This is a genomic window from Pseudomonas sp. GW821-FHT03A09, from assembly GCF_059421065.1.
Genome location: NZ_JBWKUX010000016.1, coordinates 47696 through 74357, shown reverse-complemented (window position 1 = coordinate 74357; position 26662 = coordinate 47696). Strand labels below are relative to the sequence as shown.

The window sequence follows — 26662 nt, the reverse complement described above, 5'->3', positions numbered from 1 at the left end:
ATCCATGACTACATCGACTGTTAAAACCAACCTGCTGGGTCTGACTCAGCCGGAAATGGAGAAATTCTTCGACTCAATCGGGGAGAAGCGTTTCCGTGCCGGTCAGGTAATGAAGTGGATTCACCACTTTGGCGTTGACGATTTCGACGCCATGACGAACGTCAGCAAGGCCCTGCGCGACAAGCTCAAGGCCATTGCTGAGGTCCGTGGTCCTGAAGTGGTGAGCGAGGACATCTCCAGCGACGGCACCCGTAAGTGGGTGGTGCGCGTGGCGTCCGGCAGCTGCGTCGAGACCGTATACATTCCCCAGGGCAAACGCGGCACCTTGTGCGTTTCGTCCCAGGCAGGCTGTGCCCTGGACTGCAGTTTCTGCTCCACCGGCAAGCAAGGCTTCAATAGCAACCTCACCGCCGCCGAAGTGATCGGCCAGGTGTGGATTGCCAACAAATCCTTTGGCAGCGTCCCGGCGACCGTCGACCGTGCCATCACCAACGTGGTGATGATGGGCATGGGTGAGCCGCTGCTGAACTTCGACAACGTCGTTTCGGCCATGCATTTGATGATGGACGACCTGGGCTACGGCATCTCCAAGCGCCGTGTGACCCTGTCGACCTCCGGCGTGGTGCCGATGATCGATGAGCTGTCCAAGCACATCGACGTCTCCCTGGCGTTGTCGCTGCACGCACCCAATGACGCATTGCGTAACCAATTGGTGCCGATCAACAAGAAGTATCCGCTTAAGATGCTGCTCGAATCTTGCCAGCGCTACATGTCGTCCCTGGGCGAAAAGCGCGTGCTGACCATCGAGTACACCTTGCTCAAAGACATCAACGACAAGGTTGAGCACGCGGTCGAGATGATCGAGTTGCTCAAGAACATCCCGTGCAAGATCAACCTGATTCCGTTTAACCCGTTCCCCCATTCTGGCTACGAGCGGCCGAGCAACAACGCTATCCGCCGTTTCCAGGATCAACTGCACCAGGCCGGTTACAACGTCACCGTACGCACCACCCGTGGTGAAGACATCGACGCGGCCTGTGGTCAGTTGGTAGGGCAGGTGATGGATCGCACCCGCCGCAGCGAACGCTATATCGCCGTGCGCGAATTGAACGCCGCTGACGATTTGCCGCAAATCGCTGTGAATCGAATCTGAGAGAGGATCTCTATGCCCTTGCGCCTTGCGCTGCTCTTGCTTGTTACCGGCCTTGCGGCCGGTTGTGTTTCGTCGGGCCATGACAGCCCTTTGCAAACCGGTAAAGGCCGTGACGAGGCGCGAGTTGCCTATGTGCAACTGGGTTTGGGTTACCTGCGGCAAGGCATGAGCGAGCAGGCCAAGGTGCCGTTGAAGAAGGCCCTTGAGCTGGACCGCGATGATGCCGACGCGAATGCCGCCCTGGCCTTGGTGTTTCAGGCCCAGGCCGAGCCTGAACTGGCCGACCAGTATTTCCACAAGGCCCTGGCCGCCCGTCCTGCTGATCCACGGTTGCTGAACAACTACGGCAGCTTTCTGTTCGAGCAGAAACGATATGACCAGGCGTCCCATTATTTTCAGCAAGCCTCTACCGATCCCCTCTACCCCGAGCGGTCGCGTGTGCTTGAGAACCTGGGCGTCACCTCGGTGCGTCTCGGCCAGCGTGATAGTGCTCGCCAGCAGTTGGAAAAAGCCCTGCATTTGAACCGTCGTCAGCCACGGGCTTTGCTCGAAATGGCTGAGTTGTCTTACGAAGACAGGCATTATGTGCCGGCACGTGACTATTACGAGCGTTTTAGCCTGCTCAGCGGGCAAAATGCACGTAGTCTATTGCTCGGTGTGCGCCTGGCGACGGTTCATGAAGAACCCGATACGGCCGCACGTTTTGGCCAGCAACTCGAACGACTCTATCCCGGTACGCCGGAATATCAGCAATACCTGTCGGAGCAATGATGAAAGCGGCGCACCCGGAAGTTGTAGCAGCTAATCGCGTAAACCCAGGCGAGACCTTGCGTCAGGCCCGCGAAAGCAATGGCTGGTCGCTGGCAGAAGTGGCCCTCAAGCTCAATTTGACCAGCACGTCACTGGCCAACCTGGAAGCTGGAGCGTTCGACAAGTTGCCGGGGCATACGTTTGCCCGCGGCTATATTCGTGCCTACGCCAAGCTGCTGGGCATCGACCAGGCTGTTCTGGTCCAGGAATTCGACCAGTTCACCGGTACCGATTCCCAGGGCAGCAATGTCCATGGCCTGGGCCGTATCGAAGAGCCGGTACGGGTTTCCCACACTATTTTGCGTATTGTCAGTCTCCTGCTGCTGATCGCCGTGATCGGTGGCGGTTTCGTCTGGTGGCAAGACCAGACCTCCCAGCGTACCAAGGACCTGACCAGCAACGCCCTGGAGCACGTCGAAGTCGAAAGCGCCGACGGCACCACCCAGATCCATCCGCTGGATGAGCCGGAAGACCAGGCCGTCACCGAAGCCCAGGGCACACCTCAAGCACCGGCTACTACCGAGCAGCCAGTCCCGCAAGCGGATATCACCCCTGCCGCGACCGCTGCTGTACCAGCCCCAGCCGTACCTGCGACGCCTGCCGCTCCAGTCGCACCGACGCCGGCTCCAGTAGTCACCGCGCCAGTCGCCCCGGCTGCTCCTGTTGCTGCCGCGCCTGCTGCACCCGCTGCGCCCGCGTTGATCGCCGGCGACGGCCACATCCAAATTACCTTCATCGCTGACTGCTGGACGCAAGTCACCGATGGCAATGGCAAAGTGCTGTTTAGCGGTCTGAAGCGTAAGGGAGATACGCTCGACCAGGGCGGCAAGCCTCCTTTGACGCTGCGTCTGGGCTATGCCCGTGGCGCGCAAGTGGCCTATAACGGCCAGCCTGTGGACGTGGCGCCGTTCACCAGTGGCGAGACTGCTCGCCTCAAGTTGGGACAATAGTCATGCACGGCGAATCTCCAATCAAACGTCGCGTATCGCGCAAGATCTGGGTCGGCTCGGTGCCGGTGGGTGGCGATGCCCCTATCGCGGTACAGAGCATGACCAACAGCGACACCAATGATGTGGCTGCCACTGTTGCCCAGATCAATCGTCTGGAAGCGGCCGGCGTCGACATCGTGCGGGTTTCCGTGCCGGATATGGACGCCGCCGAGGCGTTCGGCCGCATCAAGCAACTGGTCAAGGTGCCGCTGGTCGCCGATATTCACTTCGACTACAAGATCGCCTTGCGCGTAGCCGAACTGGGTGTGGATTGCCTGCGTATCAACCCGGGCAATATCGGTCGTGAAGATCGTGTGCGTGCAGTGGTAGACGCTGCCCGTGACCGTGGCATTCCAATCCGTATCGGCGTCAACGCCGGTTCCCTGGAAAAAGACCTGCAAAAGAAATACGGCGAGCCCACCCCGGCGGCGCTGGTTGAATCGGCGCTGCGCCACGTTGAGCACCTTGAGCGCCTGAATTTCCAGGACTTCAAGGTCAGCGTAAAGGCCTCCGACGTGTTCATGGCGGTAGAGGCCTACCGCTTGCTGGCCAAGGAAATCGTGCAGCCGCTGCACCTGGGTATCACTGAAGCGGGCGGTTTGCGTTCAGGCACAGTGAAATCTGCGGTGGGTCTCGGTATGCTGCTCGCCGAAGGGATTGGCGATACTATCCGCATCTCCCTGGCGGCAGACCCGGTAGAGGAAGTGAAAGTCGGTTACGACATTCTCAAATCCCTGCATTTGCGTTCCCGTGGCATCAACTTCATTGCCTGCCCGAGCTGCTCGCGGCAGAACTTCGACGTGGTGAAAACCATGAACGATCTTGAAGGGCGCCTCGAAGACCTGCTGGTGCCGCTGGATGTTGCGGTGATCGGTTGCGTGGTCAACGGCCCGGGTGAAGCCAAAGAGGCGCACATCGGTTTGACCGGTGGCACACCGAACCTGATCTACATCGACGGCAAGCCGGCGCAGAAGTTGACGAATGACAATCTGGTGGATGAGCTTGAACGGCTGATCCGCGAGAAAGCGGCCGAGAAGGTCGCGGCTGACGCAGCGCTGATCGCGCGCGGCTAAGAACGAATTTAAGGATTAGATGTGAGCAAGTCTCTGCAAGCCATTCGTGGCATGAACGACATCCTGCCGGAGCAGACGCCACTGTGGCGCTACTTCGAGAACACGGTCGCGCGTTTGCTGGATAACTACGGTTACAAGCAGATCCGCATGCCGATCGTCGAGTTCACCGAGCTGTTCAAGCGCTCCATCGGTGAAGTGACCGACATCGTTGAAAAAGAGATGTACACCTTTGAAGACCGCAACGGCGACTCCCTGACGTTGCGTCCGGAAGGTACTGCCGCGTGCGTGCGCGCCGTGCTTGAGCATGGCATCACCGGTGGTGGCCAGACTCAGAAGCTCTGGTACATCGGCCCGATGTTCCGCCACGAGCGTCCGCAAAAAGGTCGTTATCGCCAGTTCCACCAGATCGGTTGTGAGGTCTTCAACCTGGACGGTCCGGACATCGATGCCGAGTTGATCGTGCTGACCTGGCGCCTGTGGGGCCAGTTGGGCATCCGCGACGCGGTCAAGCTCGAACTCAACAGCCTGGGCACCAGCGAATCCCGAGGCCGCTACCGCGAGGCCCTGGTCGAATACCTGTCCGCCCACCTGGACAAGTTGGATGAAGACAGTCAACGCCGTCTGAAGACCAACCCGTTGCGCGTGCTGGATACCAAGAACGCCGACACCCAGGCTGTTCTGGTCGATGCGCCGAAGATGGCCGACTACCTGGACGACGAATCCCGCACGCACTTCGAGGGCCTCAAGGCTCGTCTGGATGCAGCCGGTATTCCCTACGTGATCAACCCGAAACTGGTACGCGGCCTCGATTACTACAGCAAGACCGTATTCGAGTGGGTCACCGACAAGCTTGGCGCCCAGGGCACGGTGTGTGCCGGTGGTCGTTATGATGGTCTGGTTGAGCAGATGGGCGGCAAGCCGACCACGGGCGTGGGTTTCGCCATGGGTATCGAGCGGCTAATCCTGTTGCTGGAAACCCTGGAGCAGATCCCGGAAGAAATCTCCCGTCAGGTGGATGTGTACCTGTGCGCCTTTGGCGAGGCTGCCGAGTTGGCGGCCCTGGCCTTGAGCGAAAAAGTACGCGACCAACTGCCGAACCTGCGCCTGCAGATCAATGCGGGCGCCGGCAGCTTCAAGAGCCAGTTCAAGAAGGCTGACAAGAGCGGTGCGTTGTACGCGCTGATCCTCGGCGATGACGAACTGGCCCAGCAAGTGATAGGTTTCAAACCCCTGCGTGGCCAGGGCGAACAACAAAACATTGCCTTTGATGCGCTCGCTGCGCACCTGGCCACCTGCGTCGTGCAGGGTTGAAGCTGTCGAACAGCCGAATTTAGCGATTAAGGAGTATTGGGGTGTCGAGTACTGATGATGAGCAACTGGCCGAGTTCAAGGACTGGTGGCAGCGTAACGGCAAGCCCCTGGTCACTGGCGGCCTGCTGGCTTTAGTGGTGGTGTTCGGCTGGCAAGCCTGGCACAAGTATCAGGCCAACCAGTCCCAGGGCGCCTCGATCCTCTATCAGCAATTGCTGGAAACCACGCTGAGCCCGGATGGCAAGCCTGACCCTGCGCAGGTTGCCGACTTGGCCGGCAAGCTGAAAAACGAATTCGGCGGTAGCACCTACGCCCAATACGGTAGCCTGTTCGTCGCGAAAGTCGCGGTCGACACCGGCAAGCTGGATGATGCAGCCACTGAGCTTAAGGCCATCGCCGACAAACCGACCAACCCGACCCTGGGTGAAATCGCACGTCAGCGCCTGGCACAGGTATTGGCGGCGCAGAACAAGGCTGACGAAGCACTCAAACTGCTCGACGGCGATGCTGACAAGGCATTTGTGGCCACTCGCGAAGAGCTCAAGGGCGACCTGTTGGTCCAATTGGGTCGTACCGACGAAGCCCATGCTGCGTACCAAAAAGCCAAGGCGGCGCTGTCTGATGAAGCGGCGGTCGGTGGCTTACAAATCAAGCTGGACGACTTGGCCAAAGGGGATGCGTGACGTGATCCGTTGGAAACATGCAGCATTGCTGGCTCTGGCCGTTCTGGCCGCGGGTTGCAGCAGCAACAGCAAAAAAGAATTGCCTCCGGCCGAGCTGACCAGCTTCAAGGAAGAAGTGGTCCTGCAAAAGCAGTGGAGCCGCTCCATCGGTGATGGTCAAGGCGACCTCTACAACCTGTTGCAGCCGGCAATCGACGGCGACAACATTGTGGCCGCTGACTCCACCGGTGTCGTGGTCTCCATGGACCGCATGAACGGCGACGTCAAGTGGAAGAAGGACCTAGACCTGCCAGTATCCGGCGCTGTCGGCGTGGGTTACGGAATGGTGATGCTGGGCACGCTCAAAGGCGAAGTGATTGCCTTGGACTCCAGCACCGGTGAAGAGAAATGGCGCGCTCGCGTGACCAGTGAAGTGCTCTCCGCACCGGCTACCAACGGCGATATCGTCGTGGTGCAGACCCAGGATGACCGTGTAATCGGTCTGGATGCCGCCACCGGCAACCAGCGCTGGTTGTACGACAGCACCCCGGCGGTGTTGACCCTGCGCGGTACCAGTGGTCCGATTGTGACCAACAACCTGGCCGTTGCGGGCCTGTCCACCGGTAAAGTGGTGGCCCTGGATACCCAGAACGGCGTGCCGGCCTGGGAAACCCGCGTGGCGATCCCGCAAGGTCGTTCCGAGTTGGATCGCGTGGTGGACATCGACGGCGGCTTGCTGCTGTCCGGCGAGACCATCTATGTGGCTACCTACCAAGGGCGCGTTGCTGCGCTGGACCTGCAAAGCGGCCGTATCAACTGGCAGCGTGATGCTTCCAGCTATGCCGGTGTCGCTCAAGGGTTTGGCAGCGTCTACGTAAGCCTGGCGTCTGGCACCGTTGAAAGTGTCGACGAGCGTTCCACCACTGCGTTGTGGAGCAACGACTCCCTGGCTCGTCGTCAACTGTCGGCCCCGGAAGTGTTCTCCAGCTACGTAGCCGTTGGCGACTTCGAAGGCTACCTGCATCTGCTGAGTCAGGTGGACGGTCGTTTTGTCGGCCGCGAACGTATCGACAGCGACGGCCTGCGTGTTCGTCCGCTGGTCGTGGGTAACATGCTTTATGTGTTTGGCAACAGCGGCAAGCTGGAAGCCCTGACCATCAAGTAAGAACTATGCTTGGGGTAAAACCCAGGCGGCCCCGCTTCGGCGGGGCATGCGGCATTTAAATATGCTGCCCCGAGCACCAGCCGCTGCCTTGCAGCGGCTTTTGTATTTTCTGAAATAACGAAGTGGAGAGCCGCATGGTTCCCGTAATCGCCCTGGTGGGCCGACCTAACGTCGGCAAGTCCACCTTGTTCAACCGCCTGACCAGGACTCGCGACGCCATCGTCGGCGACTTGTCCGGTCTGACCCGTGATCGCCAATACGGTGAGGCAAAGTGGCAAGGGCGCTCCTACATTATTGTCGACACCGGTGGTATCTCCGGTGACGAGCATGGCATGGACGAAAAAATGGCCGAGCAGTCGCTGCTGGCCATTGAAGAAGCCGACGTCGTGTTGTTCCTGGTGGACGCCCGTGCGGGCTACACCGCTGCCGACCAGATGATTGGCGAGCACCTGCGCAAGCGCAACAAGCGTTCCTACGTGGTCGCCAACAAGATCGACAACATCGACCCTGAACTGGCCCGTGCCGAGTTCAGCCCGATGGGCCTGGGTGATGCGATTCCGATCGCCGGTGCCCACGGTCGCGGCATCAGCCAGATGCTGGAAATTGCCCTGAGCAGCTTCCCGAAGGATAACGCCGAGGAAGAAGAGGAAGGCGAAGAAGAGATCGTCGCCGAAGGTGAGGAAGCCAAGCGCATTCCTGGCCCGAGCGAAAAAGACGGTATCAAGATCGCCATCATCGGCCGCCCTAACGTTGGCAAGTCGACGCTGGTCAACCGCATGCTCGGTGAAGACCGGGTTATCGTGTACGACCAACCCGGCACCACCCGCGACAGCATCTACATCCCGTTCGAACGTAACGAGGAAAAGTACACGCTGATCGACACCGCGGGTGTGCGCAAGCGCGGCAAGATCCACGAGGAAGTTGAAAAGTTCTCCGTGGTGAAAACCCTGCAAGCGATCAAAGACGCCAACGTGGTGATCTTTGTGATGGATGCCCGCGAAGGCGTGGTGGATCACGACCTCAACCTGCTGGGCTTTGCCCTGGAGGCCGGTCGGGCACTGGTGATCGCGATCAACAAGTGGGACGGCATGACGCCAAGCGAGCGCGATTTCGTCAAGATCGAGCTGCAGCGTCGCCTGTTCTTCGTCGAGTTCGCCGATATCCACTTTATCTCGGCCCTGCACGGCACTGGCGTGGGCAACCTCTACGCCTCCGTCCAGAACTCGTTCAAGTCCGCGGTCACCCGCTGGCCGACCAACCGCCTCACTCAGATCCTGGAAGATGCCGTTGGCGAGCACGCGCCGCCGATGGTCAACAACCGCCGGATCAAACTGCGTTACGCCCACTTGGGTGGTGCCAACCCGCCGATTATCGTGATCCACGGTAACCAGATCGAGAAGGTGCCGAAGTCCTATGTGCGTTACCTGGAAAACACCTACCGTCGTGTCTTGAAGCTGGTGGGTACGCCGATCCGCATCGAGTTCAAAGGTGGCGATAACCCATACGAAGGCAACAAGAACACGCTGACGGATCGTCAGGTGAACAAGAAGCGTCGTTTGATGACTCACCACAAGAAGGTCGACAAGAAGCGCCGCGACAAGCGCTGATACCGACCTCGCAAAAAGGGCTCTTGATGAGCCCTTTTTTGTGCGCGACGGTTTGTGCCTTGACCCGATGCAGTCGGCAGCTTAAAACTTGGGGCTCACCTGCAGGGGCCTTTCGATGATCACCAGCAAGCTGCCGAATGTCGGCACGACCATTTTCACCACCATGTCGCAACTCGCTGCCGAAACCGGCGCGCTGAATCTGTCCCAAGGCTTTCCCGACTTCAATGGTCCACAAGGCTTGCTCGATGCCGTGGGCAAACACGTTGCCAGTGGCCATAACCAATATTCCCCGATGACCGGCCTGCCGGCCCTGCGTCAGCAAGTGGCGGCCAAGATCGCCCGCAGCTATGGCGCCAGGGTCAACCCGGACAGCGAAGTCACCATCACGCCCGGTGCAACCGCGGCGATCTTCTGCGCGATTCAGGCGGTGATTCGCAGCGGTGATGAAGTCATCGTGTTTGATCCCAGCTACGACAGCTACGAACCCTCCGTTGAGTTGGCCGGTGGTCGTTGTGTGCACGTGCAGTTGAGCCTGCAAGGCTTCGCACTGGATTTCGACAAGATCAAGGCCGCGCTCTCACTGCGTACGCGCATGATTATCCTGAACACCCCACACAACCCCACTGGCGCGCTGATCAGCCGTGCCGAACTGGACCAGTTGGCTGAACTGATCCGCGACCGCGATATTTATCTGGTCAGCGATGAGGTTTACGAGCACCTGGTGTTTGACGGGGTGCGTCATGTCAGCGTGTTGGCCCATGAAGAGTTGTACCAGCGGGCGTTCGTGGTCAGTTCCTTCGGCAAGACCTACCACGTCACCGGCTGGAAAACCGGTTACGTGGTCGCGCCACCGGCCCTGACGGGCGAACTGCGCAAGGTGCATCAATATGTCAACTTCTGTGGCGTGACCCCGTTGCAGTATGCTTTGGCCGACTTCATGGCCGAACACCCGGAGCACGTCGACGAACTGCCTGCCTTCTACCAGGCCAAGCGTGATCTGTTCTGCGACTTGCTGGCACCGTCGCGGTTCAACTTCACCCGGGTGACCGGCACATACTTTCAATTGGTGGATTACTCGCAGATCCGCCCGGACCTGGATGACGTTGCCATGTCACTGTGGATGACCCGCGAGCAGGGTGTGGCGACCATCCCGGTCTCGGTGTTCTACCAGCAACCACCCCAAGGCCAGCGCCTGGTGCGCCTGTGCTTTGCCAAACGCGAGGAGACGCTGCAACAAGCGGCCGAAAAGCTATGCGTGATCTGAGTACATTGCCCAACCTGAATATCGCTCTGGTCCAGACCAGCCTGACCTGGCACGACCGTCAGGCCAATCTCGAACACTTCGAACTGCTGCTGGAGCAGGCCAAAGGCGCTGACCTGATCGTATTACCGGAGATGTTCACCACCGGTTTCTCCATGGAGTCGTCCACCCTGGCCGAGCCAGAGCACGGTCCCACTCACCTTTGGCTGCAGGCCCAGGCTGCGAAGTACAGCTCGGTGATCACCGGCAGTGTGATCATCCAGGCCGCCGACGGCAGCCATCGCAACCGCCTGCTGTGGGCGCGGCCGGATGGCGAGGTGTTGCATTATGACAAGCGCCATCTGTTCCGCATGGCCGGCGAGCACGACCACTACACGCCGGGTGAACGGCAGGTGCAGTTCGAGTTGAAGGGGTGGCGCATTCGCCCGCTGATTTGCTACGACCTGCGCTTCCCGGTGTGGAGCCGCGATGCCCAGGACACCGACCTGTTGTTGTACACCGCTAATTGGCCGGGTGCCCGTCGTCTGCATTGGAATCGCCTGCTGCCGGCCCGAGCCATCGAGAACCTGTGCTATGTGGCGGCGGTGAATCGGGTCGGTACAGACGGCAAGGGCTTTGCCTACACCGGCGATAGCCAGGTGCTGGACTTCCAGGGTGAAGCCTTATTGAGTGCAGGGGAGGCTGATGGGGTGTTCCAGGTGAGTCTGGATGCGGCGGAGCTGGCGGCCTATCGCACCAGGTTTCCGGCGAATCTGGATGCCGACAGCTTCCAGTTTGTCTGACAGGTATTTTTCGCCTGGAACATAGCCATCGCGGGCAAGCCCGGCTCCCACAGGGGAGCGCATTCCAAATGTGGGAGCGGGCTTGCCCGCGATGAGGCCATTACCAACAGCATAAATTTACAGCCCAACAAAAAGGCCCCTGGATTCCCATCCAGAGGCCTTTTGTATGACCGCTGCGGATTACGCCGCTTTAGCTTCCAACTGGCTCAGCGAGCGGTTCAGCGCACTGAACAGTGCCTTGAAGCTGGCCGTGGTGATGTTTTCATCAATACCCACGCCATGCACTGGACGCTCACCGTTCACACGCAGCTCAATGTAGGCTGCCGCTTTAGCGTTAGTGCCTGCACCGATCGCATGTTCGTTGTAGTCCATGATCTCCACACCAATCGGCAGGCCCGCCACCAGCGCTTCCAGCGCGCCGTTGCCTTTGCCTTTCCAGTGCAGGTTGGTTTCGCCCTGGCCCTTGCCCGAGACTTCTACCTCGACAAAGCTGTTGCCGTTCTCTTCCTGCAGGCGATGGCTGACCAGCGCGTATGGGGTGTTGGCTTGCAGGTATTCACGCTGCAGCAAGGCGTAGATCTGTGGTGCGGTCATCTCCAGGCCCACGCGGTCGGTTTCGGTCTGTACCACCTGGCTGAATTCGATCTGCATGCGACGCGGCAGGCTGATGTCGTACTCCTGCTCCAGCAGGTAGGCGATACCGCCTTTGCCCGACTGGCTGTTCACACGAATCACCGCCTCGTAGCTGCGGCCGATGTCGGCCGGGTCGATCGGCAAGTACGGCACTTCCCACAGGGCATCGTCTTTCTGCTGGGCGAAACCCTTGCGGATCGCATCTTGGTGAGAACCGGAGAACGCGGTGTGCACCAGGTCGCCAACGTACGGGTGACGTGGGTGAACCTGGATCTGGTTGCACTCCTCGACAACTTTGCGTACGCCGTCGATGTCGGAGAAGTCCAACTGCGGGTCCAGGCCCTGGGTGTACATGTTCAGTGCCACGGTGACGAGGTCGACGTTACCGGTACGCTCGCCGTTACCAAACAGGCAGCCTTCGACACGGTCTGCGCCGGCCATCAGGCCCAGTTCGGTGGCGGCCACGCCAGTCCCACGGTCATTGTGGGTGTGCAGGCTGATGATCACGCTGTCACGACGATTGATATGGCGACCGAACCACTCGATCTGGTCGGCATAGATGTTCGGCGTGGCGCATTCAACGGTGGCAGGCAGGTTGAGGATCATCTTGTGCTCAGGCGTCGGGTTCCACACCTCGATCACCGCGTCGCACACTTCCTTGGCGAACTCCAGTTCAGTGGCGCTGAAGGTCTCCGGGGAGTACTCGAAGGTCCACTGGGTTTCCGGCTGCTGGGCGGCGTATTTGACGAACAGCTTGGCCGCGTTGACCGCGATGGCCTTGATGCCGTCCTTGTCCTGGTTGAACACAATGCGACGGAACGACGGCGAGGTGGCGTTGTACAAGTGCACGATGGCTTTTTTAGCGCCGCGCAGGGACTCGAAGGTACGTGCGATCAGGTCTTCACGGCCCTGGGTCAGCACCTGAATGGTGGTGTCCTCGGGAATGTGGTTGTCTTCGATCAGGGTGCGCACGAAGTCGAAGTCGGTTTGCGATGCCGCTGGGAAGGAGGCTTCGATTTCCTTCACGCCAACGGCGACCAGGGTCTTCCAGAAACGCAGCTTTTTCACCGCGTCCATTGGCTCGATCAGCGACTGGTTGCCATCACGCAGGTCGGAGCTGCACCAGATCGGCGCGGTGGTGATGGTCTTCGACGGCCAGGTGCGGTCCGGGATGTCGATGGTCGGGAACGCGCGGTACTTGGAAGACGGGTCTTTGAGCATGCTCATCAGAAGAATCCTTGTTGTAGGGCCGAGAAGAGGCGGCCTGCCAGAAAGCGTTTATTAGGGATAAAACCGGGGACGAGGCAGATCGATTCAGCCTGGCAGTCGTGCGCTGACGAGGCACAGGCTGCGGTGCTGGCGGAGCTGAATGAGGGTGTGAGAGGTTTTCATAAGCTCAACCCTAACCGCCGAGGTGAAAGATGGCAAGCAGTCGAGAAAAATTGAGAGAAGTTCTGCTGTCTGACAGGTGGGCGGGATTTTATTGCGTTTATCTGGCTAAGAGTTGATTTTAATTGCGATGCCTTTGTTGAGCGCGCAATTGTGTTGGCAGACCTGGCGCCATCGCGGGCAAGCCCGGCTACCACAAGGGATAGCGTTCACCTGTGGGAGTCGGGCTTGCCCGCGATGAGGCCAGTAGCCTCACGCTTCATATCAGGGTTGGAACGCGCCGATAAAGATCGCCGGGTCCACCCGCGCATCGTTGAGGCTGATGTTCCAATGCATATGCGGCCCGGTCGCACGGCCTGTGGAGCCGACCTTGCCGACCACGGCGCCGCGCGCCAGTTGATCACCCACCTTCACATCGATCTTCGACATATGGCAGAACATGCTGATAAAGCCCTGTCCGTGGTCGACGAACACGGTATTGCCGTTGAAGAAGTAGTTACCGGTCAGGATCACTTTACCCGCCGCCGGGGTTTTGATCGGCGTGCCGGCGCCAACGGCGAAGTCCAGGCCCGAGTGCGGGTTGCGCTCTTCACCGTTAAAGAAGCGGCGGACGCCGAACTTGCTCGACAGCGGCCCGTTGACCGGCTTGTCCAGCAGCAGGTTGCTCGGCGTGTTCGGACTGAAACTACGGTAGGCCTTGAGCTGCACCGCCAGTTCGCCCTCGATGCGTTTTAGCTGCGCCGGGTCCGGGTTCACCTGGCTTTTGTTCTTGAGGGTGATGTGCTGCTCGGGATATTTCTTGAAACCCACCACAAACGGCAGGCTCTTGGTGCCGTTGGTGATGCGTTCGGTGCCGGGTTTGACCGTCAACGGAATCCCGACAATGGCCAGCCAGTTGTTCTGTTCCTTGACCACCAGCACCGGCCTGTTCAGGTAGGTGGCCTTGGGGGCCGTGGCGGAAGTTCCCAGGTCGATGACCGCGACGCCACCGGGCACAGGCTTGTTCAGAAGACGTGTGATGTAGCTGTCGGCGTGAGCATTGAAGGTCAGGCAAACGAGCATCAACAAGCTGAGTAAACGTGGCATCAATCAATCCAATAGCGAAAGGGTGACGGGGGTCAGGTGATTGTCTTCCACCCGTACCTGCAATTGACCCTCACCCAGGCGCGCGGTCAGGCGCTGGCCGGTGTGGGTTTGTGCGGCGTTGCGAATCGCCTGACCGCGCTCATCCAGCAGGATGCTGTAGCCACGACCGAGGGTTGCCAGCGGGCTGACCACGTGCAACGTCTGCACCTGGCTTTGCAGTTGCAGGCGGCGCGCCTTGAGCCCTTCGCGCATCGCGCGGGGCAGGCGTTCGGCGAGGCTGTCCAGGCGTTGGCGCAACAGGGCCAACTGACGGCCGGGGTGCTGGCCGGCGAGGCGGGTTTCCAGGCGGATCAGGCGTTCGCGTCGGGTATTGAGGCTGCGTTCGAAGGCGCGGCGCAGTCGCATGTCCAGGTCGTCCAGACGCTGTGCCTGCTGGCGCAGACGCTCGCCGGGATGACGCAGGCGGCGGGCCATGCCTTCCAGGCGCAGACGGTCGTGGCTCAGGCGGTTGCGCATCAGCATCACCAGGCGGCGGTGCAGGTTTTCAACCTGACGCACCAGATGGCTCGCGTCTGGTGCGAGCAATTCGGCCGCAGCGGATGGGGTAGGCGCGCGGACGTCGGCGACGAAGTCGCTGATGGACACATCGGTCTCATGCCCGACGGCGCTGACGATGGGCGTGACGCAGGCATCCACCGCACGGGCCACGGCCTCTTCGTTGAAGCACCAGAGGTCTTCCAGCGAACCGCCGCCACGGGCCAGGATCAGCGCGTCAAACCCACGCGCATCCGCCAGTTTCAACGCTCGTACAATCTGCGTGATCGCTTCACGGCCTTGCACGGCCGTGGGGATCAGTGTCAGTTCAACGTTCGGCGCCCGGCGGCGGAACACGCTGATGATGTCGCGGATCACCGCGCCGGTCGGCGAACTGATGATGCCAATGCGCCGAGGATGCGCCGGCAGCGGTACCTTGCGCTCGGCACTGAACAGGCCTTCGGCGCTGAGCTTTTCCTTCAGTGCATCGAAGGCCAGGCGCAGTGCGCCGTCGCCGGCGGGCTCCACGGTGTCGAGAATCAGTTGGTAGTCACCACGGCCCTCGAACAGCGAGACCTTGCCGCGCACTTTCACTGCCAGGCCATCCTTCAACGCCTGGCGCACCCGCGCCGCATTGTTGCGAAACAGCGCGCAACGCACCTGGGCGCCGCTGTCCTTGAGGGTGAAGTACACATGGCCAGAGGCCGGACGGGCGAGGTTGGAGATCTCGCCTTCGACCCAGATATTGGTGAATACGTCTTCCAGCAACACCCGCGCACGGCCGTTGAGCTGGCTGACAGTCAGGACTTCGCGGTCCAGGCCCAGGCGGGCAAAAGGATCTTTAATCATGGGCGGCAGTTTATAGGCATTCGTGCAAGGTTTGGCAGAATTGCTCCACCAGCGCGCTGGGTGTCTGCGCGCAGACCAGAGCCACGGTACTGAGGCAGTCGGGGTCGGCCAAGGGCAAAAAGTGCAGGTTGGCCGGTGCAATGTCCTGCATGGATTTTGGTAACAAGGCAATACCGAAACCGGCCTGGATCAGCTGCAGTTGGGTGGTCTTGCGCGACATCACCCGTGCCGACTTGGGAAAAAATCCCGCGCGCATGCACAACTCGGCCGACAGATAACTCAGGCCGCCACGCTGAGGATGAGGGATCGAGATAAACGCTTCGTCCTTGAGTTGTTCCAGTTCTATCGGAGTATTGCTGTTCGCCAGCGGATGAAGCGGCGGCACCGCGAGCAACAGTTGCTCACTATATAAAGGCTCCACGCGCACGCCTTCACGTTGGCGCAGCACCGGCAGGCGCAACAGGCCGACGTCCAGGCGACCGTCGGCGATTTCCTCCAGTTGCGCTTCAGAGGAGAGTTTGACGATATCCATCGATACGCCGGGGCAGCGCTCCAACCAGGTACTGATGCCTTGCAGCAACGGCCCGCTCATCGGCACGGTGCTCGAGTGGCTCAGACGTAGGGTGCCGAGTTGACCATGACCCACTTGTGTCGCCATCTCGCTGGCCTTGAGTAATTCACTCAACAGGTTACGCGCCCGTGGGTAGAAAGCTTCTCCCGCAGCGGTGAGGCGGGGCTGGCGTGCGGTACGTTCGAATAGCGGCGTTTGCAGTTGGTTTTCCAGCTCCTTGATCTTTCGGCTCAAGGCTGATTGCGCCACGAACAAACGTTCGGCGGCAGCGCTGAAGCTGCCGCTGTCGGCGATTTCGACGAAGTAGCGCAGTTGGCGGGTGGAAATCACGCGTCATGCCTTTTCGAGATGGGTGGAGGGCTTTGAAGATATTAGTCGCATCCCTCGTCGATGGCTAAAGTGATGGTCATCTCTTTAAAGGAATAAGCCCATGAGCCCGGTTGAGCTGATGAGTCAGTGGTCGTTTGGCGGTGTGGACTGGCTGGTGATCGGCCTGGGCGTGGGCGTGGCCTATATCGTGTTCGGCATTGCCGGCTTTGGTACGGCGTTGGTGGCGGGGCCGATCCTGATTGTGTTTATGCCACTGTCGAAGATCATTCCACTGCTGGTGTTGCTGGATTTCGTTGCCGCCTTCGGCAATCTGTTGCAATCACGACGCGAGGTGAACAAGCCGGAGTTGTTGCGCTTGCTTCCGTGCATGGCTGTTGGTTGCACGCTCGGCGTGGTGTTTTTGCTCAACCTGCATTCGGATCTGTTGCTGCTGTTGATGGGGCTGTTTATCAGCGCCTATGCGGTCTACAGCTTGGCAGTGAAGGCACGGCCCGCCCAGCTGGCGGCGGGCTGGTCGATTCCCATGGGCACCGTCGGTGGTTTGTTCGGCGCATTGTTCGGCAGTGGTGGTTTTTTGTATGCGATCTATCTGAACAGCCGTCTGCCCAAGGACGCGGCGCGTGCCACGCAAAGTGCGCTGATCAGTTGCAGCACGGTGGTGCGCCTGAGCCTGTTCCTGATCGCCGGGGTGTATGCTGACTTACCGCTGCTGATGCTGGCGCTGTGTCTATTGCCGGCGATGGCCCTGGGGTTGTGGTGTGGGCGCAGGCTGACTATGCGCATGTCCCGAGAGGCGTTTGTAAGATTGGTGACCTGGCTGGTGCTGGCCAGTGGGATTGCGTTGATTGGGCGTTACTTGAGCACTTGACCTCATTTCTTCAGGGATTAAGCTGCCAGCCTTCAGGGCCTCATCGCGGGCAAGCCCGGCTCCCACACTCTGGGAGCCGGGCTTGCCCGCGATGGCGTCAGACGCCACACCGCAGGACTCCCATGAACTCCCAAAGCATCCTTGTCCCGAAAATCTCCACCTTGCCCGTCCACGAACCCCGCGCCCGGGCGATCGTGCGCTGGCTGGTGCGCAAGAACATCATCAAGGAAGAACTCACCACCTGCGGGCGCACTGGCAACCGCATGGGCTACGCCCTGGCTGACGGCGCCCGCGCTGTTGTGTTGCATCCTGAGGCGCTGCCGTTCAACGAACCGGTCAACGGCCTGGAGATCATCTACAAGCGTTGCATCTATACGCCGGCCAAAGGTTTTCTCGAAGAAGCCGGATGCCCGGAGTGCCTTAAAGAAGTCGGCGAGGCGCTGTTCGAAAGCCTGGAAGACTGGATGCCCGGCCACACCGACAACTTCACCTGCCCGTTGTGTGGGCATGAAGATGACATCAACGGGTTTCTGTTCCTGCAGGAATGCGGGTTTTCCAACCTGGGATTCATCTTCAACAACTGGGCGGAGGCGGGGTTCAAGCAGAGCTTCATCGACGAATTTGCCGACTGGCTGGACCAGAAGATGAGTTGGGTCAAGGTCGAGCTTTAATCCATCTATCAGTATTACCAAGTTTGTCAGAGTTTTACATTGAGCCTGGCAGGGTGCATGTATATAATGGCGCGCTTCCATTTTCCCGCTCGGGAGCCCCCGCGATGCTGCGTATCAGCCAAGAAGCTCTGACATTCGACGACATTCTCCTAGTGCCCGGTTATTCCGAGGTGCTTCCTAACGAAGTCAGTCTCAAGACCCGCCTAACCCGTGGCATCGAGCTGAATATTCCTCTGGTTTCCGCTGCCATGGACACCGTCACTGAAGCCCGTCTGGCCATCGCCATGGCTCAGGAAGGCGGCATTGGCATCATCCACAAGAACATGACCATCGAGCAGCAAGCTGCCGAAGTGCGCAAGGTCAAGCGTTACGAAGCCGGTGTGGTGAAAGATCCGATCACCATCGAAGCCGACGCCACCGTGCGTGACCTGTTCGACCTGACCCGCCTGCACAACATCTCCGGCGTTCCGGTGCTGCACGATGGCGACCTGGTCGGCATCGTCACTTCCCGTGACGTGCGTTTCGAGAACCGTCTTGAAGTCACCGTTCGCGAAGTGATGACGCCGAAAGAGCGTCTGGTCACTGTCAAGGAAGGCGCCGACAAGAACGATGTGCGTGAACTGCTGCACAAGCACCGCATCGAGCGCGTGCTGATCGTCGACGACAAATTTGCCCTCAAAGGCATGATGACCGTTAACGACATCGAAAAAGCCAAGGCTTACCCGCTGGCCAGCAAGGATGACCAAGGTCGTCTGCGTGTTGGCGCCGCTGTCGGTACCGGTAAAGACACCGGCGACCGCGTTTCGGCCCTGGTAGCCGCCGGTGTTGACGTGGTGGTGGTCGACACTGCCCACGGTCACTCCAAAGGCGTGATCGACCGCGTTCGTTGGGTCAAACAGAATTTCCCTGAAGTGCAGGTGATCGGCGGCAACATTGCCACCGGCGCTGCCGCCAAGGCCCTGGCCGAAGCGGGCGCGGACGCAGTCAAGGTCGGTATCGGCCCGGGCTCGATCTGCACCACCCGTATCGTTGCCGGTGTCGGCGTACCGCAAATCAGTGCCATCGCCAACGTCGCCGCTGCCCTTGAAGGCACTGGCGTTCCGTTGATCGCCGACGGCGGTATCCGTTTCTCCGGTGACCTGTCCAAGGCCATCGTGGCCGGTGCTTCCTGCGTGATGATGGGCTCGATGTTCGCCGGTACCGAAGAAGCGCCGGGCGAGATCGAACTGTTCCAGGGCCGTTCGTACAAGGCTTACCGCGGCATGGGTTCGCTGGGCGCCATGTCCCAGGCGCAAGGTTCTTCCGACCGTTACTTCCAGGACTCCTCGGCAGGCGCCGAGAAGCTCGTCCCGGAAGGCATCGAAGGTCGTGTGCCGTATAAGGGCACCCTGAGCGCGATCATCCATCAACTGATGGGCGGCCTGCGTTCCTCGATGGGCTACACCGGCAGCGCCGACATCGAAGAAATGCGCACCAAGCCAGAGTTCGTACGGATCACCGGCGCCGGCATGGCTGAGTCCCATGTCCACGACGTGCAGATCACCAAGGAAGCGCCAAACTACCGCGTAGGTTGATGCTTTCTGCAAAACGTTAAGTAACCGGGGCTGTTTTATTCAGCCCCGAGTTGTTTCTGATTCACTAGACGAGACTGACTTCATGGCCCTCGACATTCACGCCCACCGCATCCTGATCCTCGACTTCGGTTCCCAGTACACCCAACTGATCGCCCGCCGCGTGCGTGAAATCGGCGTGTACTGCGAACTGCATCCGTTCGACATGGACGACGAAGCGATCCGCGAATTCGCCCCCAAAGGCGTCATCCTCGCCGGTGGCCCCGAGTCCGTGCACGAAGCCAACAGCCCGCGTTGCCCGCAAGCCGTATTCGACCTGGGCGTGCCCGTCTTCGGTATCTGCTACGGCATGCAGACCATGGCCGAGCAACTGGGCGGCAAGGTCGAAGGTTCCGAACTGCGTGAATTCGGTTATGCCCGTGTCGACGTGGTCGGCAAGAGCCGCCTGCTGGACGGCATCGAAGATCACATCGACGCTGATGGCCTGTTCGGCCTCGACGTATGGATGAGCCACGGTGACAAGGTCACCAAGATGCCGGAAGACTTCCACATCCTGGCCAGCACCCCGAGCTGCCCGATCGCCGGCATGTTCAGCGATGAGCGTCGTTACTACGGCGTGCAGTTCCACCCGGAAGTGACCCACACCAAGCAAGGCGGCCGCATCCTGTCGCGTTTCATCCTCGACATCTGCGAGTGTGAAGCCCTGTGGACCCCGTCGAAGATCGCTGAAGACGCCATCGCCCAGGTTCGAGCCCAGGTCGGCACCGACAACGTGCTGCTCGGCCTGTCCGGCGGCGTTGACTCCTCCGTGGTAGCGGCTCTGTTGCACAAAGCCATCGGCGACCAACTGACCTGCGTCTTCGTCGACAACGGCCTGCTGCGCCTGCACGAAGGTGAGCAAGTGATGGCCATGTTCGCCGAGAACATGGGCGTCAAGGTGATCCGCGCCAATGCCGAAGATCAGTTCTTGAACAACCTGGCCGGCGAGTCCGACCCGGAGAAGAAGCGCAAGATCATCGGTCGCACCTTCATCGACGTATTCGATGCCCAGTCCAACAAACTGGACAACATCAAGTTCCTCGCCCAGGGCACTATTTACCCTGACGTGATCGAGTCGGCTGGCGCCAAGAGCGGCAAGGCCCACGTGATCAAGTCCCACCACAACGTGGGTGGCCTGCCGGATGAAATGAACCTCAAGCTGGTAGAACCGCTGCGCGAACTGTTCAAGGACGAAGTCCGCCGTCTGGGCTTGGAACTGGGCCTGCCGTACGACATGGTCTACCGCCACCCATTCCCAGGCCCGGGCCTGGGCGTGCGTATCCTCGGTGAAGTGAAGAAGGAATACGCCGACCTGCTGCGTCGCGCCGACCACATCTTCATCGAAGAACTGCGCAAAGCCGATTGGTACCACAAAGTCAGCCAGGCGTTCGTGGTGTTCCAGCCGGTGAAATCCGTTGGCGTGGTTGGCGATGGTCGTCGTTACGCATGGGTCGTGGCCCTGCGTGCGGTGGAAACCATCGACTTCATGACCGCCCGTTGGGCACACCTGCCGTACGAACTGCTGGAGACTGTCAGCGGCCGTATCATCAATGAGATCGAAGGTATTTCGCGCGTTACTTATGACGTGTCGAGCAAGCCGCCAGCGACGATTGAGTGGGAGTGATCCTGCGGTAGCAGGTGAGTGCTGAATAACAAAACCCCGGTCTTTTTGCCGGGGTTTTGTGTTTCTGGTACGCGGTGAGTCAAACACCATCAATCAAATGTGGGAGCTGGCTTGCCTGCGATGGCATCACCTCGGTATGACTTGATACCCAGGCGCCTGCATCGCGGGCAAGCCCGCTCCCACATTGGGTTATGTGTGAGGTCTCACCGTCGCGCAATATCCGAAAAATAAAACTTATCCAACGTATGCCGCGACTCGGTGTACTCGAACTGCCGTCCATCCTGCAAAAACGTCTGGTTGCTCACCACGATCACATGGCTCTGACCTTCGAGGTCCAGGTGTGTCTGGTCGTCCTTGCCACGCGGCAGGGCTTCGATGGTGCGTTGGGCGTATGCAATTTGCAGTTGCAAGGTCTGTTCAATGAACGCGTAGATCGACTGTTCGGCGATCGAGCGGTCCAGGCCGGGAATCACCTCGGCAACGAAATGGTTGATATCGAGGATCACCCGTTTGCCACCGATGCGCCGTACCCGTTTGATGCGGGTGATCAGGGTGCCAGGTTCGGCTTCGATGTGTTGCAGCAGCGAACCCTCCAGCGGGAATTGGGTGAACTCGACCACTTCGGTGCGGACGTCATCGCCCAGGTCGGCGTGGGTTTCGTGGAAGCTGACGATGCCTCCCAATTGGAATTCAATCGGGTTGGGTGACAGCACGAAGGTCCCCTTGCCGTGGATTTTTTGCGCGAACCCACGCTCCTGCAGCTGTTCGATCGCGCGGCGCACGGTGCCACGGCTAGCTTGGTAGGCGTCCATCAGTTCTGTTTCGGAGGGGAGGCGCGTGCCGCGTTGCAGGCGTTCAGTGGTGATGCTGGCAAGCAGATCCGTATAGATCTGGTTGTATTTGCTCATGGGGATGGCTCTGTGCCCGGCTTGTTCAGGCAGGAACCTTAGTGGCAGCCATGGGGTTTGTCCATTGGGTGCCGGTGTAAGAACAGAAATGTCTGACTCAATACTCAGAAAAATAAACAATTTGTAACTCGTACAGACGAGTTGTTGCTTTAACTCGTCTGTACGAGTAGTTTTGCCCTCGGCGTGCTGCCAATGACTGCCCCTAAATAAAAAAACCAAAGTGGAAACCAAGCATGAGCCACGACTATTCGACGATTGCCCGCGAGATTCTCGAGAACCTCGGGGGCAGCGACAACCTTGAACAAGCTGCCCACTGTGTGACCCGCCTGCGCCTGGCGCTCAAGGACCCGAGCCGGGTCAACAACAGTGCGTTGAACCAGGTCGATCTGGTCAAGGGCTCGTTCTTTACCGGTGGCCTGTTTCAAATCGTGATTGGCCCGGGCGAAGTGGAAAAGGTCTACGCGGCCTTGCGCGAAGCCACTGGCCTTGCGGTGTCTACCATTGCCGACGTGAAGCAGAAGGGCGCCGACAAAACCAATGCCATGCAGCGCCTGGTACGGGTGTTTTCCGATGTGTTCATGCCGATCCTGCCGGCGTTGATCATCGCTGGCCTGCTGATGGGCGTGAACAACCTGATGGGCGCCAAGGGCATGTTCATCGAGGGCAAGACACTGCTGGAGGCGTATCCGAACCTGGATGGCCTGTGGAGCCTGATCAACCTGATGGCCAACACTTCGTTTGTGTTCCTGCCGGCGCTGGTGGGCTGGTCGGCGGCCAAGCGGTTTGGCGGCAGTGAGATCCTCGGCATCGTGCTCGGCCTGATGCTGGTGCACCCGGACCTGCTCAATGCCTGGAACTACGGCAAGGCGGTCGCCGGCCTGGACGGCCAGAGCTTGCCGTACTTCGATATTTTCGGCTGGTTCAAGATCGAAAAAGTCGGCTACCAGGGGCAGATCCTGCCGATCCTGATGGCTGCCTATGTGATGAGCGTGATCGAGAAGTGGCTGCGGGCGCGAGTACCCAATGCGATTCAACTGCTCGTCGTACCGATCACCACCATCGTCGTCACCGGCGTGCTGGCCCTGGCCATCATCGGCCCGGTGACCCGTCACCTCGGCATCCTGATCACCGAAGGCGTGGTCACCCTGTTTGACCTGGCGCCGATGGTCGGTGGAGCGATTTTCGGCCTGCTGTATGCGCCGCTGGTAATCACCGGCATGCACCACATGTTCCTCGCCGTGGACCTGCAATTGATCGCCACCCAGGGCGGCACCTTTATCTGGCCGATGATCGTGATGTCCAACCTGGCCCAAGGCAGCGCCGCGCTCGGCGTGTTCTACATGACCCGCAATGCGCGGGACAAAAGCATGGCTTCCACCTCAGCGATTTCCGCGTACTTCGGCATCACGGAACCGGCGATGTTCGGCGTGAACCTGCGCTTCAAGTTCCCGTTTTATGCCGCGCTGCTGGGCTCGGCGTTGGGCGGTATTTTCCTGTCGCTGAACAAGGTACAGGCGTCGGCGATTGGCGTCGGTGGCTTGCCGGGATTTATCTCGATCATTCCGCAGTACATCCCCAGTTTCGTGATCGGGATGATCGTGGCGATGGTGGTGCCGTTTGTTTTGACCTGTGCGTTGAGCATGAAGATTGTTCGGCCGGGTTATCGCGTCGCCTGAGCCACCGCCTTCGCAGGCAAGCCGGCTCCCATATTTGAAATGCATTCCCATGTGGGAGGGGGCTTGCCCCCGATGAGGCCCCAGAGGCCAGCACAAAACTCTACTGAAGGAGTCCACCATGCAAGACTGGCAACACTCGGTGATCTACCAGATCTACCCCAAAAGCTTCCACAGCCACGCGGGTAACGCCACCGGTGACCTGCTGGGCATCGTGGGCAAACTCGACTACCTCAAATGGCTGGGTGTGGACTGCCTGTGGATCACGCCGTTCCTGCGCTCACCTCAGCGCGACAACGGTTACGACATCAGCGATTACTACGCCATCGACCCCAGCTACGGGACCATGGCCGACTGCGACCTGCTGATCAGCGAAGCGGCCAAGCGCGGCATCAAGCTGATGCTCGACATTGTGGTCAACCACACCTCCATCGAGCACGCGTGGTTCCAGCAGGCGCGCAGCAGCCTCGATAACCCGTACCGCGACTTCTACATCTGGCGCGACCAGCCGAACAACTGGGAGTCCAAGTTCGGTGGTTCGGCCTGGGAATACGAGGCACAAACTGGCCAGTACTTCCTGCACCTGTTCGACCACACCCAGGCCGACCTCAATTGGGACAACCCCAAGGTACGCGCCGAGGTGTTCAAACTGATGCGCTTCTGGCGCGACAAGGGCGTGGGCGGCTTCCGCCTGGACGTGATCAACCTGATCTCCAAACCGGCCGATTTTCCCGAAGACAACACTGACGGCCGGCGCTTCTATACCGACGGCCCGAACGTGCACGAATACCTGCAGGAAATGCACCGCGAAGTCTTCGAGGGGCATGACCTGATCAACGTCGGCGAGATGTCATCCACTAGCCTCGAACACTGCATCCGTTACTCGCGGCCAGAGTCGAAAGAGCTGTCGATGACCTTCAACTTTCACCACCTGAAAGTCGATTACCCGAATATGCAGAAGTGGGTGAAGGCGGACTTCGATTTCCTGCAACTCAAGCAGATCTTCTCCGACTGGCAACTGGGCATGCAGGCCGGTGGTGGTTGGAACGCGTTGTTCTGGTGTAACCACGACCAGCCACGGGTGGTCTCGCGTTTTGGTGATGACGGCGAACACCGTGTGGTGTCGGCCAAGATGCTCGGCACCGCGTTGCACTTCCTCCAGGGCACACCCTACGTGTACCAGGGTGAAGAGCTGGGCATGACCAATCCGGGTTTCGACAGCATCTCGCAGTACCGCGACGTGGAGACCCTGAACATCTTCCGTCTCAAGCGTGATGCCGGTGAATCCGAGGCATCGAGCATGGCGGCGATCATGCAGAAGTCCCGCGACAACAGCCGCACACCGATGCAGTGGAACACCCAAGCCAATGCGGGTTTCAGCACGGGCGAACCGTGGATCGGCATCCCGGCCAACGCGGCGCAGATCAACGTCGAGTGCCAGATGGATGACCCGGATTCGGTGCTGCATCACTACCGCGCATTGATTGCCTTGCGTCGCCACGAGCCGTTGATCCAGGCGGGCGTCTACCGCGAACTGCTGCAAGGCCATCGTCAGGTCTGGGCGTACCTGCGTGAAGGCCATGGCGAACGCTTGTTGGTGATCAATAACTTCTACGGCCAACCCTGCGAAATCCAATTGCCGCCAAGCGTTCTCGGCACCGCGAACGAGCAACGCCTGCTGATCAGCAACTATCCCGACTGTCCATTGCGTTCGAGCACGGTGGTGCTGCGCCCTTATGAGTCGTTTGTGCTGCACCTCAAGGATTGAGACCCGTTGTAACCCCTGTGTGGGAGCGCGGGGGGGCGTCAAAACAACATAATAAAAAGAGTGGAGTGCTTCATGAAAACAACAATAAAGCTGGGCCTCATTGCGTCGTGCCTCACCGCTCCGTTTGCTGTGCAAGCCTTGGAGTTCGCAGGTTACTTACGCAGCGGCGCAGGTACTTCAACGGGGAGTGGCAAACAGCAGTGCTTCCAGTTGCCGGGGGCTCAATCCAAGTATCGATTGGGCAACGAATGTGAACAGTACGCCGAGCTTGAGTTACGCCAGGACTTACTCACCCTTGATGACGGCTCGGTCCTTAGCGTCGATGCCATGGCGTCCCTCTACAACCAATACGACCGTGCCCTGAAATTCCAGGGCGAAGACAACGGCTCGGCGCGGATGCCGCAGATGTATGCGCAATGGTCCAACTTGCCCAGCCTCAATGGCGGCTCGCTGTGGGCGGGGAGACGTTACTACAAGCGTAACGACATCCATATTTCCGACTTCTACTACTGGAACCAGAGCGCCACGGGCGGTGGTGTCGAGGACGTGTTGATCGGCGACCTCAAATACAGCTACGCCATTTCGCGCAAGGACAACCTGTACCAGAAGGAATACGCCACTCGTCATGACTTCAACGTGGCGGGCTTCAAGACCAACCCCGGCGGCGAGTTGGAGTTGGGCTTGAGCTACATCGACAAAGCTGGCGGGCGTGATGCCAACAGCGGCTGGGCGATCACCGCGCAACATGTGCAAAAGCCTTTCCTCGGTGGCAAGAACAAATTCTCTTTGCAGTACGGTGAAGGTCCGGGCACCGGCCTCGGTTACACCGGCGATACCACGCTGGACAAGAGCAGCAAAAGCTACCGTGCGGTGGAGTTTTTCGACTGGCAGGTGACCCCGCGTTTCGGCGGGCAGATCGAAGCGGTGTACCAGAAAGATATTCGTCCAGGCTCAACGGACCAGACGTGGATGTCCATCGGCGTGCGCCCGGCGTATGCGATCAGCGAGCAATTCAAACTGGTCACCGAACTTGGACATGATCAGGTCGAAGCCACAGGTGGGACGCGCAAGCTGAGCAAATTTACCTTCGCCCCGACGTGGTCACCTAAAGGCCCGGAATTCTGGGCACGGCCAGAGGTGCGTTTGTACTACACCTATGCCAGTTGGAACGAAGCGGCCAAGCGGGCGGCGAATGAGCTGGCGGCGGGTTCGGCGTTGTCCGACACCGGCGCCTACGGCACGGCGCGGCATGGCTCGAATGTGGGTGTGCAAGTCGAATACTGGTGGAAATAACCGGCCCCTTATGTAAACCCCCTTTATGTGGGAGCTGGCTTG

General features: G+C 59.7%; 22 protein-coding genes. 17 read left to right on the top strand and 5 right to left on the bottom strand.

What is annotated here, in order from left to right:
* Window positions 1–4: 4 nt before the first annotated feature.
* The 10 genes from rlmN (at window position 5) to AC07V4_RS23805 (ending at window position 10813) form a co-directional block, all read left to right on the top strand.
* A complete protein-coding gene (gene rlmN, locus AC07V4_RS23850; protein WP_025859274.1) occupies window positions 5–1153 on the top strand; it encodes a dual-specificity RNA methyltransferase RlmN in 1149 nt (382 codons plus the stop codon).
* A 12-nt stretch (window positions 1154–1165) separates the two neighbouring features.
* Window positions 1166–1924 carry a type IV pilus biogenesis/stability protein PilW gene (gene pilW, locus AC07V4_RS23845; RefSeq protein WP_492638333.1) on the top strand — a complete coding sequence of 253 codons (759 nt, stop codon included), beginning with the start codon at window positions 1166–1168 and terminating at the stop codon, window positions 1922–1924.
* Entirely contained in the window at window positions 1924–2913 is a 990-nt protein-coding gene (locus tag AC07V4_RS23840; RefSeq protein ID WP_492638332.1) for a RodZ domain-containing protein, read from the top strand. Before pilW ends, AC07V4_RS23840 begins: the two co-directional genes overlap by 1 nt.
* A gap of 2 nt (window positions 2914–2915) precedes the next feature.
* On the top strand, window positions 2916–4025 hold the full coding sequence (gene ispG, locus AC07V4_RS23835) for a flavodoxin-dependent (E)-4-hydroxy-3-methylbut-2-enyl-diphosphate synthase (protein WP_104994745.1): 1110 nt from the start codon (window positions 2916–2918) through the stop codon (window positions 4023–4025).
* Between the two features lie 21 nt (window positions 4026–4046).
* A complete protein-coding gene (gene hisS / locus AC07V4_RS23830) occupies window positions 4047–5336 on the top strand; it encodes a histidine--tRNA ligase (protein ID WP_431752326.1) in 1290 nt (429 codons plus the stop codon).
* A gap of 41 nt (window positions 5337–5377) precedes the next feature.
* On the top strand, window positions 5378–6019 hold the full coding sequence (locus tag AC07V4_RS23825) for a YfgM family protein (RefSeq protein ID WP_492638331.1): 642 nt from the start codon (window positions 5378–5380) through the stop codon (window positions 6017–6019).
* Window positions 6012–7163 (top strand): outer membrane protein assembly factor BamB, encoded by a 1152-nt coding sequence (gene bamB, locus AC07V4_RS23820; RefSeq protein WP_431752325.1) that lies wholly within the window; start codon window positions 6012–6014, stop codon window positions 7161–7163. The genes AC07V4_RS23825 and bamB overlap by 8 nt, the downstream gene beginning before the upstream one ends.
* Window positions 7164–7297: 134 nt before the next feature.
* Window positions 7298–8770, top strand: coding sequence for a ribosome biogenesis GTPase Der (gene der / locus AC07V4_RS23815; RefSeq protein WP_492638330.1), 1473 nt, complete (start codon window positions 7298–7300; stop codon window positions 8768–8770).
* 115 nt (window positions 8771–8885) lie between these two features.
* Window positions 8886–10034, top strand: a complete 1149-nt coding sequence (locus AC07V4_RS23810) for a pyridoxal phosphate-dependent aminotransferase (RefSeq protein WP_492638329.1) — start codon at window positions 8886–8888, stop codon at window positions 10032–10034.
* Entirely contained in the window at window positions 10022–10813 is a 792-nt protein-coding gene (locus AC07V4_RS23805) for an amidohydrolase (protein ID WP_492638328.1), read from the top strand. The genes AC07V4_RS23810 and AC07V4_RS23805 overlap by 13 nt, the downstream gene beginning before the upstream one ends.
* Before the next feature lie 180 nt (window positions 10814–10993).
* Here the strand turns inward: AC07V4_RS23805 and leuA are convergent, their stop codons facing one another.
* The 4 genes from leuA to AC07V4_RS23785 all read right to left on the bottom strand — a co-directional run bounded on the left by leuA (window position 10994) and on the right by AC07V4_RS23785 (window position 16205).
* Entirely contained in the window at window positions 10994–12673 is a 1680-nt protein-coding gene (gene leuA, locus AC07V4_RS23800) for a 2-isopropylmalate synthase (protein ID WP_492638327.1), read from the bottom strand.
* 426 nt (window positions 12674–13099) lie between these two features.
* Window positions 13100–13921: a peptidoglycan DD-metalloendopeptidase family protein gene (locus tag AC07V4_RS23795; RefSeq protein WP_492638326.1), complete on the bottom strand. Its 822-nt coding sequence runs from the start codon at window positions 13919–13921 to the stop codon at window positions 13100–13102.
* A 3-nt stretch (window positions 13922–13924) separates the two neighbouring features.
* On the bottom strand, window positions 13925–15304 hold the full coding sequence (gene xseA, locus AC07V4_RS23790) for an exodeoxyribonuclease VII large subunit (RefSeq protein WP_492638325.1): 1380 nt from the start codon (window positions 15302–15304) through the stop codon (window positions 13925–13927).
* A 10-nt stretch (window positions 15305–15314) separates the two neighbouring features.
* Window positions 15315–16205: a LysR family transcriptional regulator gene (locus AC07V4_RS23785; RefSeq protein WP_492638324.1), complete on the bottom strand. Its 891-nt coding sequence runs from the start codon at window positions 16203–16205 to the stop codon at window positions 15315–15317.
* Between the two features lie 100 nt (window positions 16206–16305).
* Here AC07V4_RS23785 and AC07V4_RS23780 point away from each other — a divergent pair, with 100 nt between their 5' ends.
* From AC07V4_RS23780 to guaA, 4 genes are all read left to right on the top strand, one after another.
* Window positions 16306–17073: a sulfite exporter TauE/SafE family protein gene (locus AC07V4_RS23780; protein WP_492638323.1), complete on the top strand. Its 768-nt coding sequence runs from the start codon at window positions 16306–16308 to the stop codon at window positions 17071–17073.
* Between the two features lie 122 nt (window positions 17074–17195).
* Window positions 17196–17744, top strand: coding sequence for a hypothetical protein (locus AC07V4_RS23775; RefSeq protein ID WP_005791157.1), 549 nt, complete (start codon window positions 17196–17198; stop codon window positions 17742–17744).
* Window positions 17745–17848: 104 nt separating this feature from the next.
* Window positions 17849–19318 (top strand): IMP dehydrogenase, encoded by a 1470-nt coding sequence (guaB, locus tag AC07V4_RS23770; protein WP_010207937.1) that lies wholly within the window; start codon window positions 17849–17851, stop codon window positions 19316–19318.
* Between the two features lie 82 nt (window positions 19319–19400).
* On the top strand, window positions 19401–20978 hold the full coding sequence (gene guaA / locus AC07V4_RS23765) for a glutamine-hydrolyzing GMP synthase (RefSeq protein WP_431752650.1): 1578 nt from the start codon (window positions 19401–19403) through the stop codon (window positions 20976–20978).
* 203 nt (window positions 20979–21181) lie between these two features.
* Here guaA and treR read toward each other — a convergent pair whose 3' ends face one another.
* The gene (treR, locus tag AC07V4_RS23760) at window positions 21182–21886 is read right to left on the bottom strand and encodes a trehalose operon repressor (RefSeq protein ID WP_492638322.1); all 705 of its coding nucleotides are present in this window, start codon (window positions 21884–21886) and stop codon (window positions 21182–21184) included.
* Between the two features lie 233 nt (window positions 21887–22119).
* Here treR and treP point away from each other — a divergent pair, with 233 nt between their 5' ends.
* The 3 genes from treP (at window position 22120) to AC07V4_RS23745 (ending at window position 26620) form a co-directional block, all read left to right on the top strand.
* Complete coding sequence (gene treP, locus AC07V4_RS23755) at window positions 22120–23562, top strand: PTS system trehalose-specific EIIBC component (protein ID WP_492638321.1); 1443 nt, start codon at window positions 22120–22122, stop codon at window positions 23560–23562.
* A 118-nt stretch (window positions 23563–23680) separates the two neighbouring features.
* Window positions 23681–25327 (top strand): alpha,alpha-phosphotrehalase, encoded by a 1647-nt coding sequence (treC, locus tag AC07V4_RS23750; RefSeq protein ID WP_492638320.1) that lies wholly within the window; start codon window positions 23681–23683, stop codon window positions 25325–25327.
* Between the two features lie 72 nt (window positions 25328–25399).
* A complete protein-coding gene (locus AC07V4_RS23745) occupies window positions 25400–26620 on the top strand; it encodes a maltoporin (protein WP_492638319.1) in 1221 nt (406 codons plus the stop codon).
* The last annotated feature ends 42 nt before the right edge of the window (window positions 26621–26662 follow it).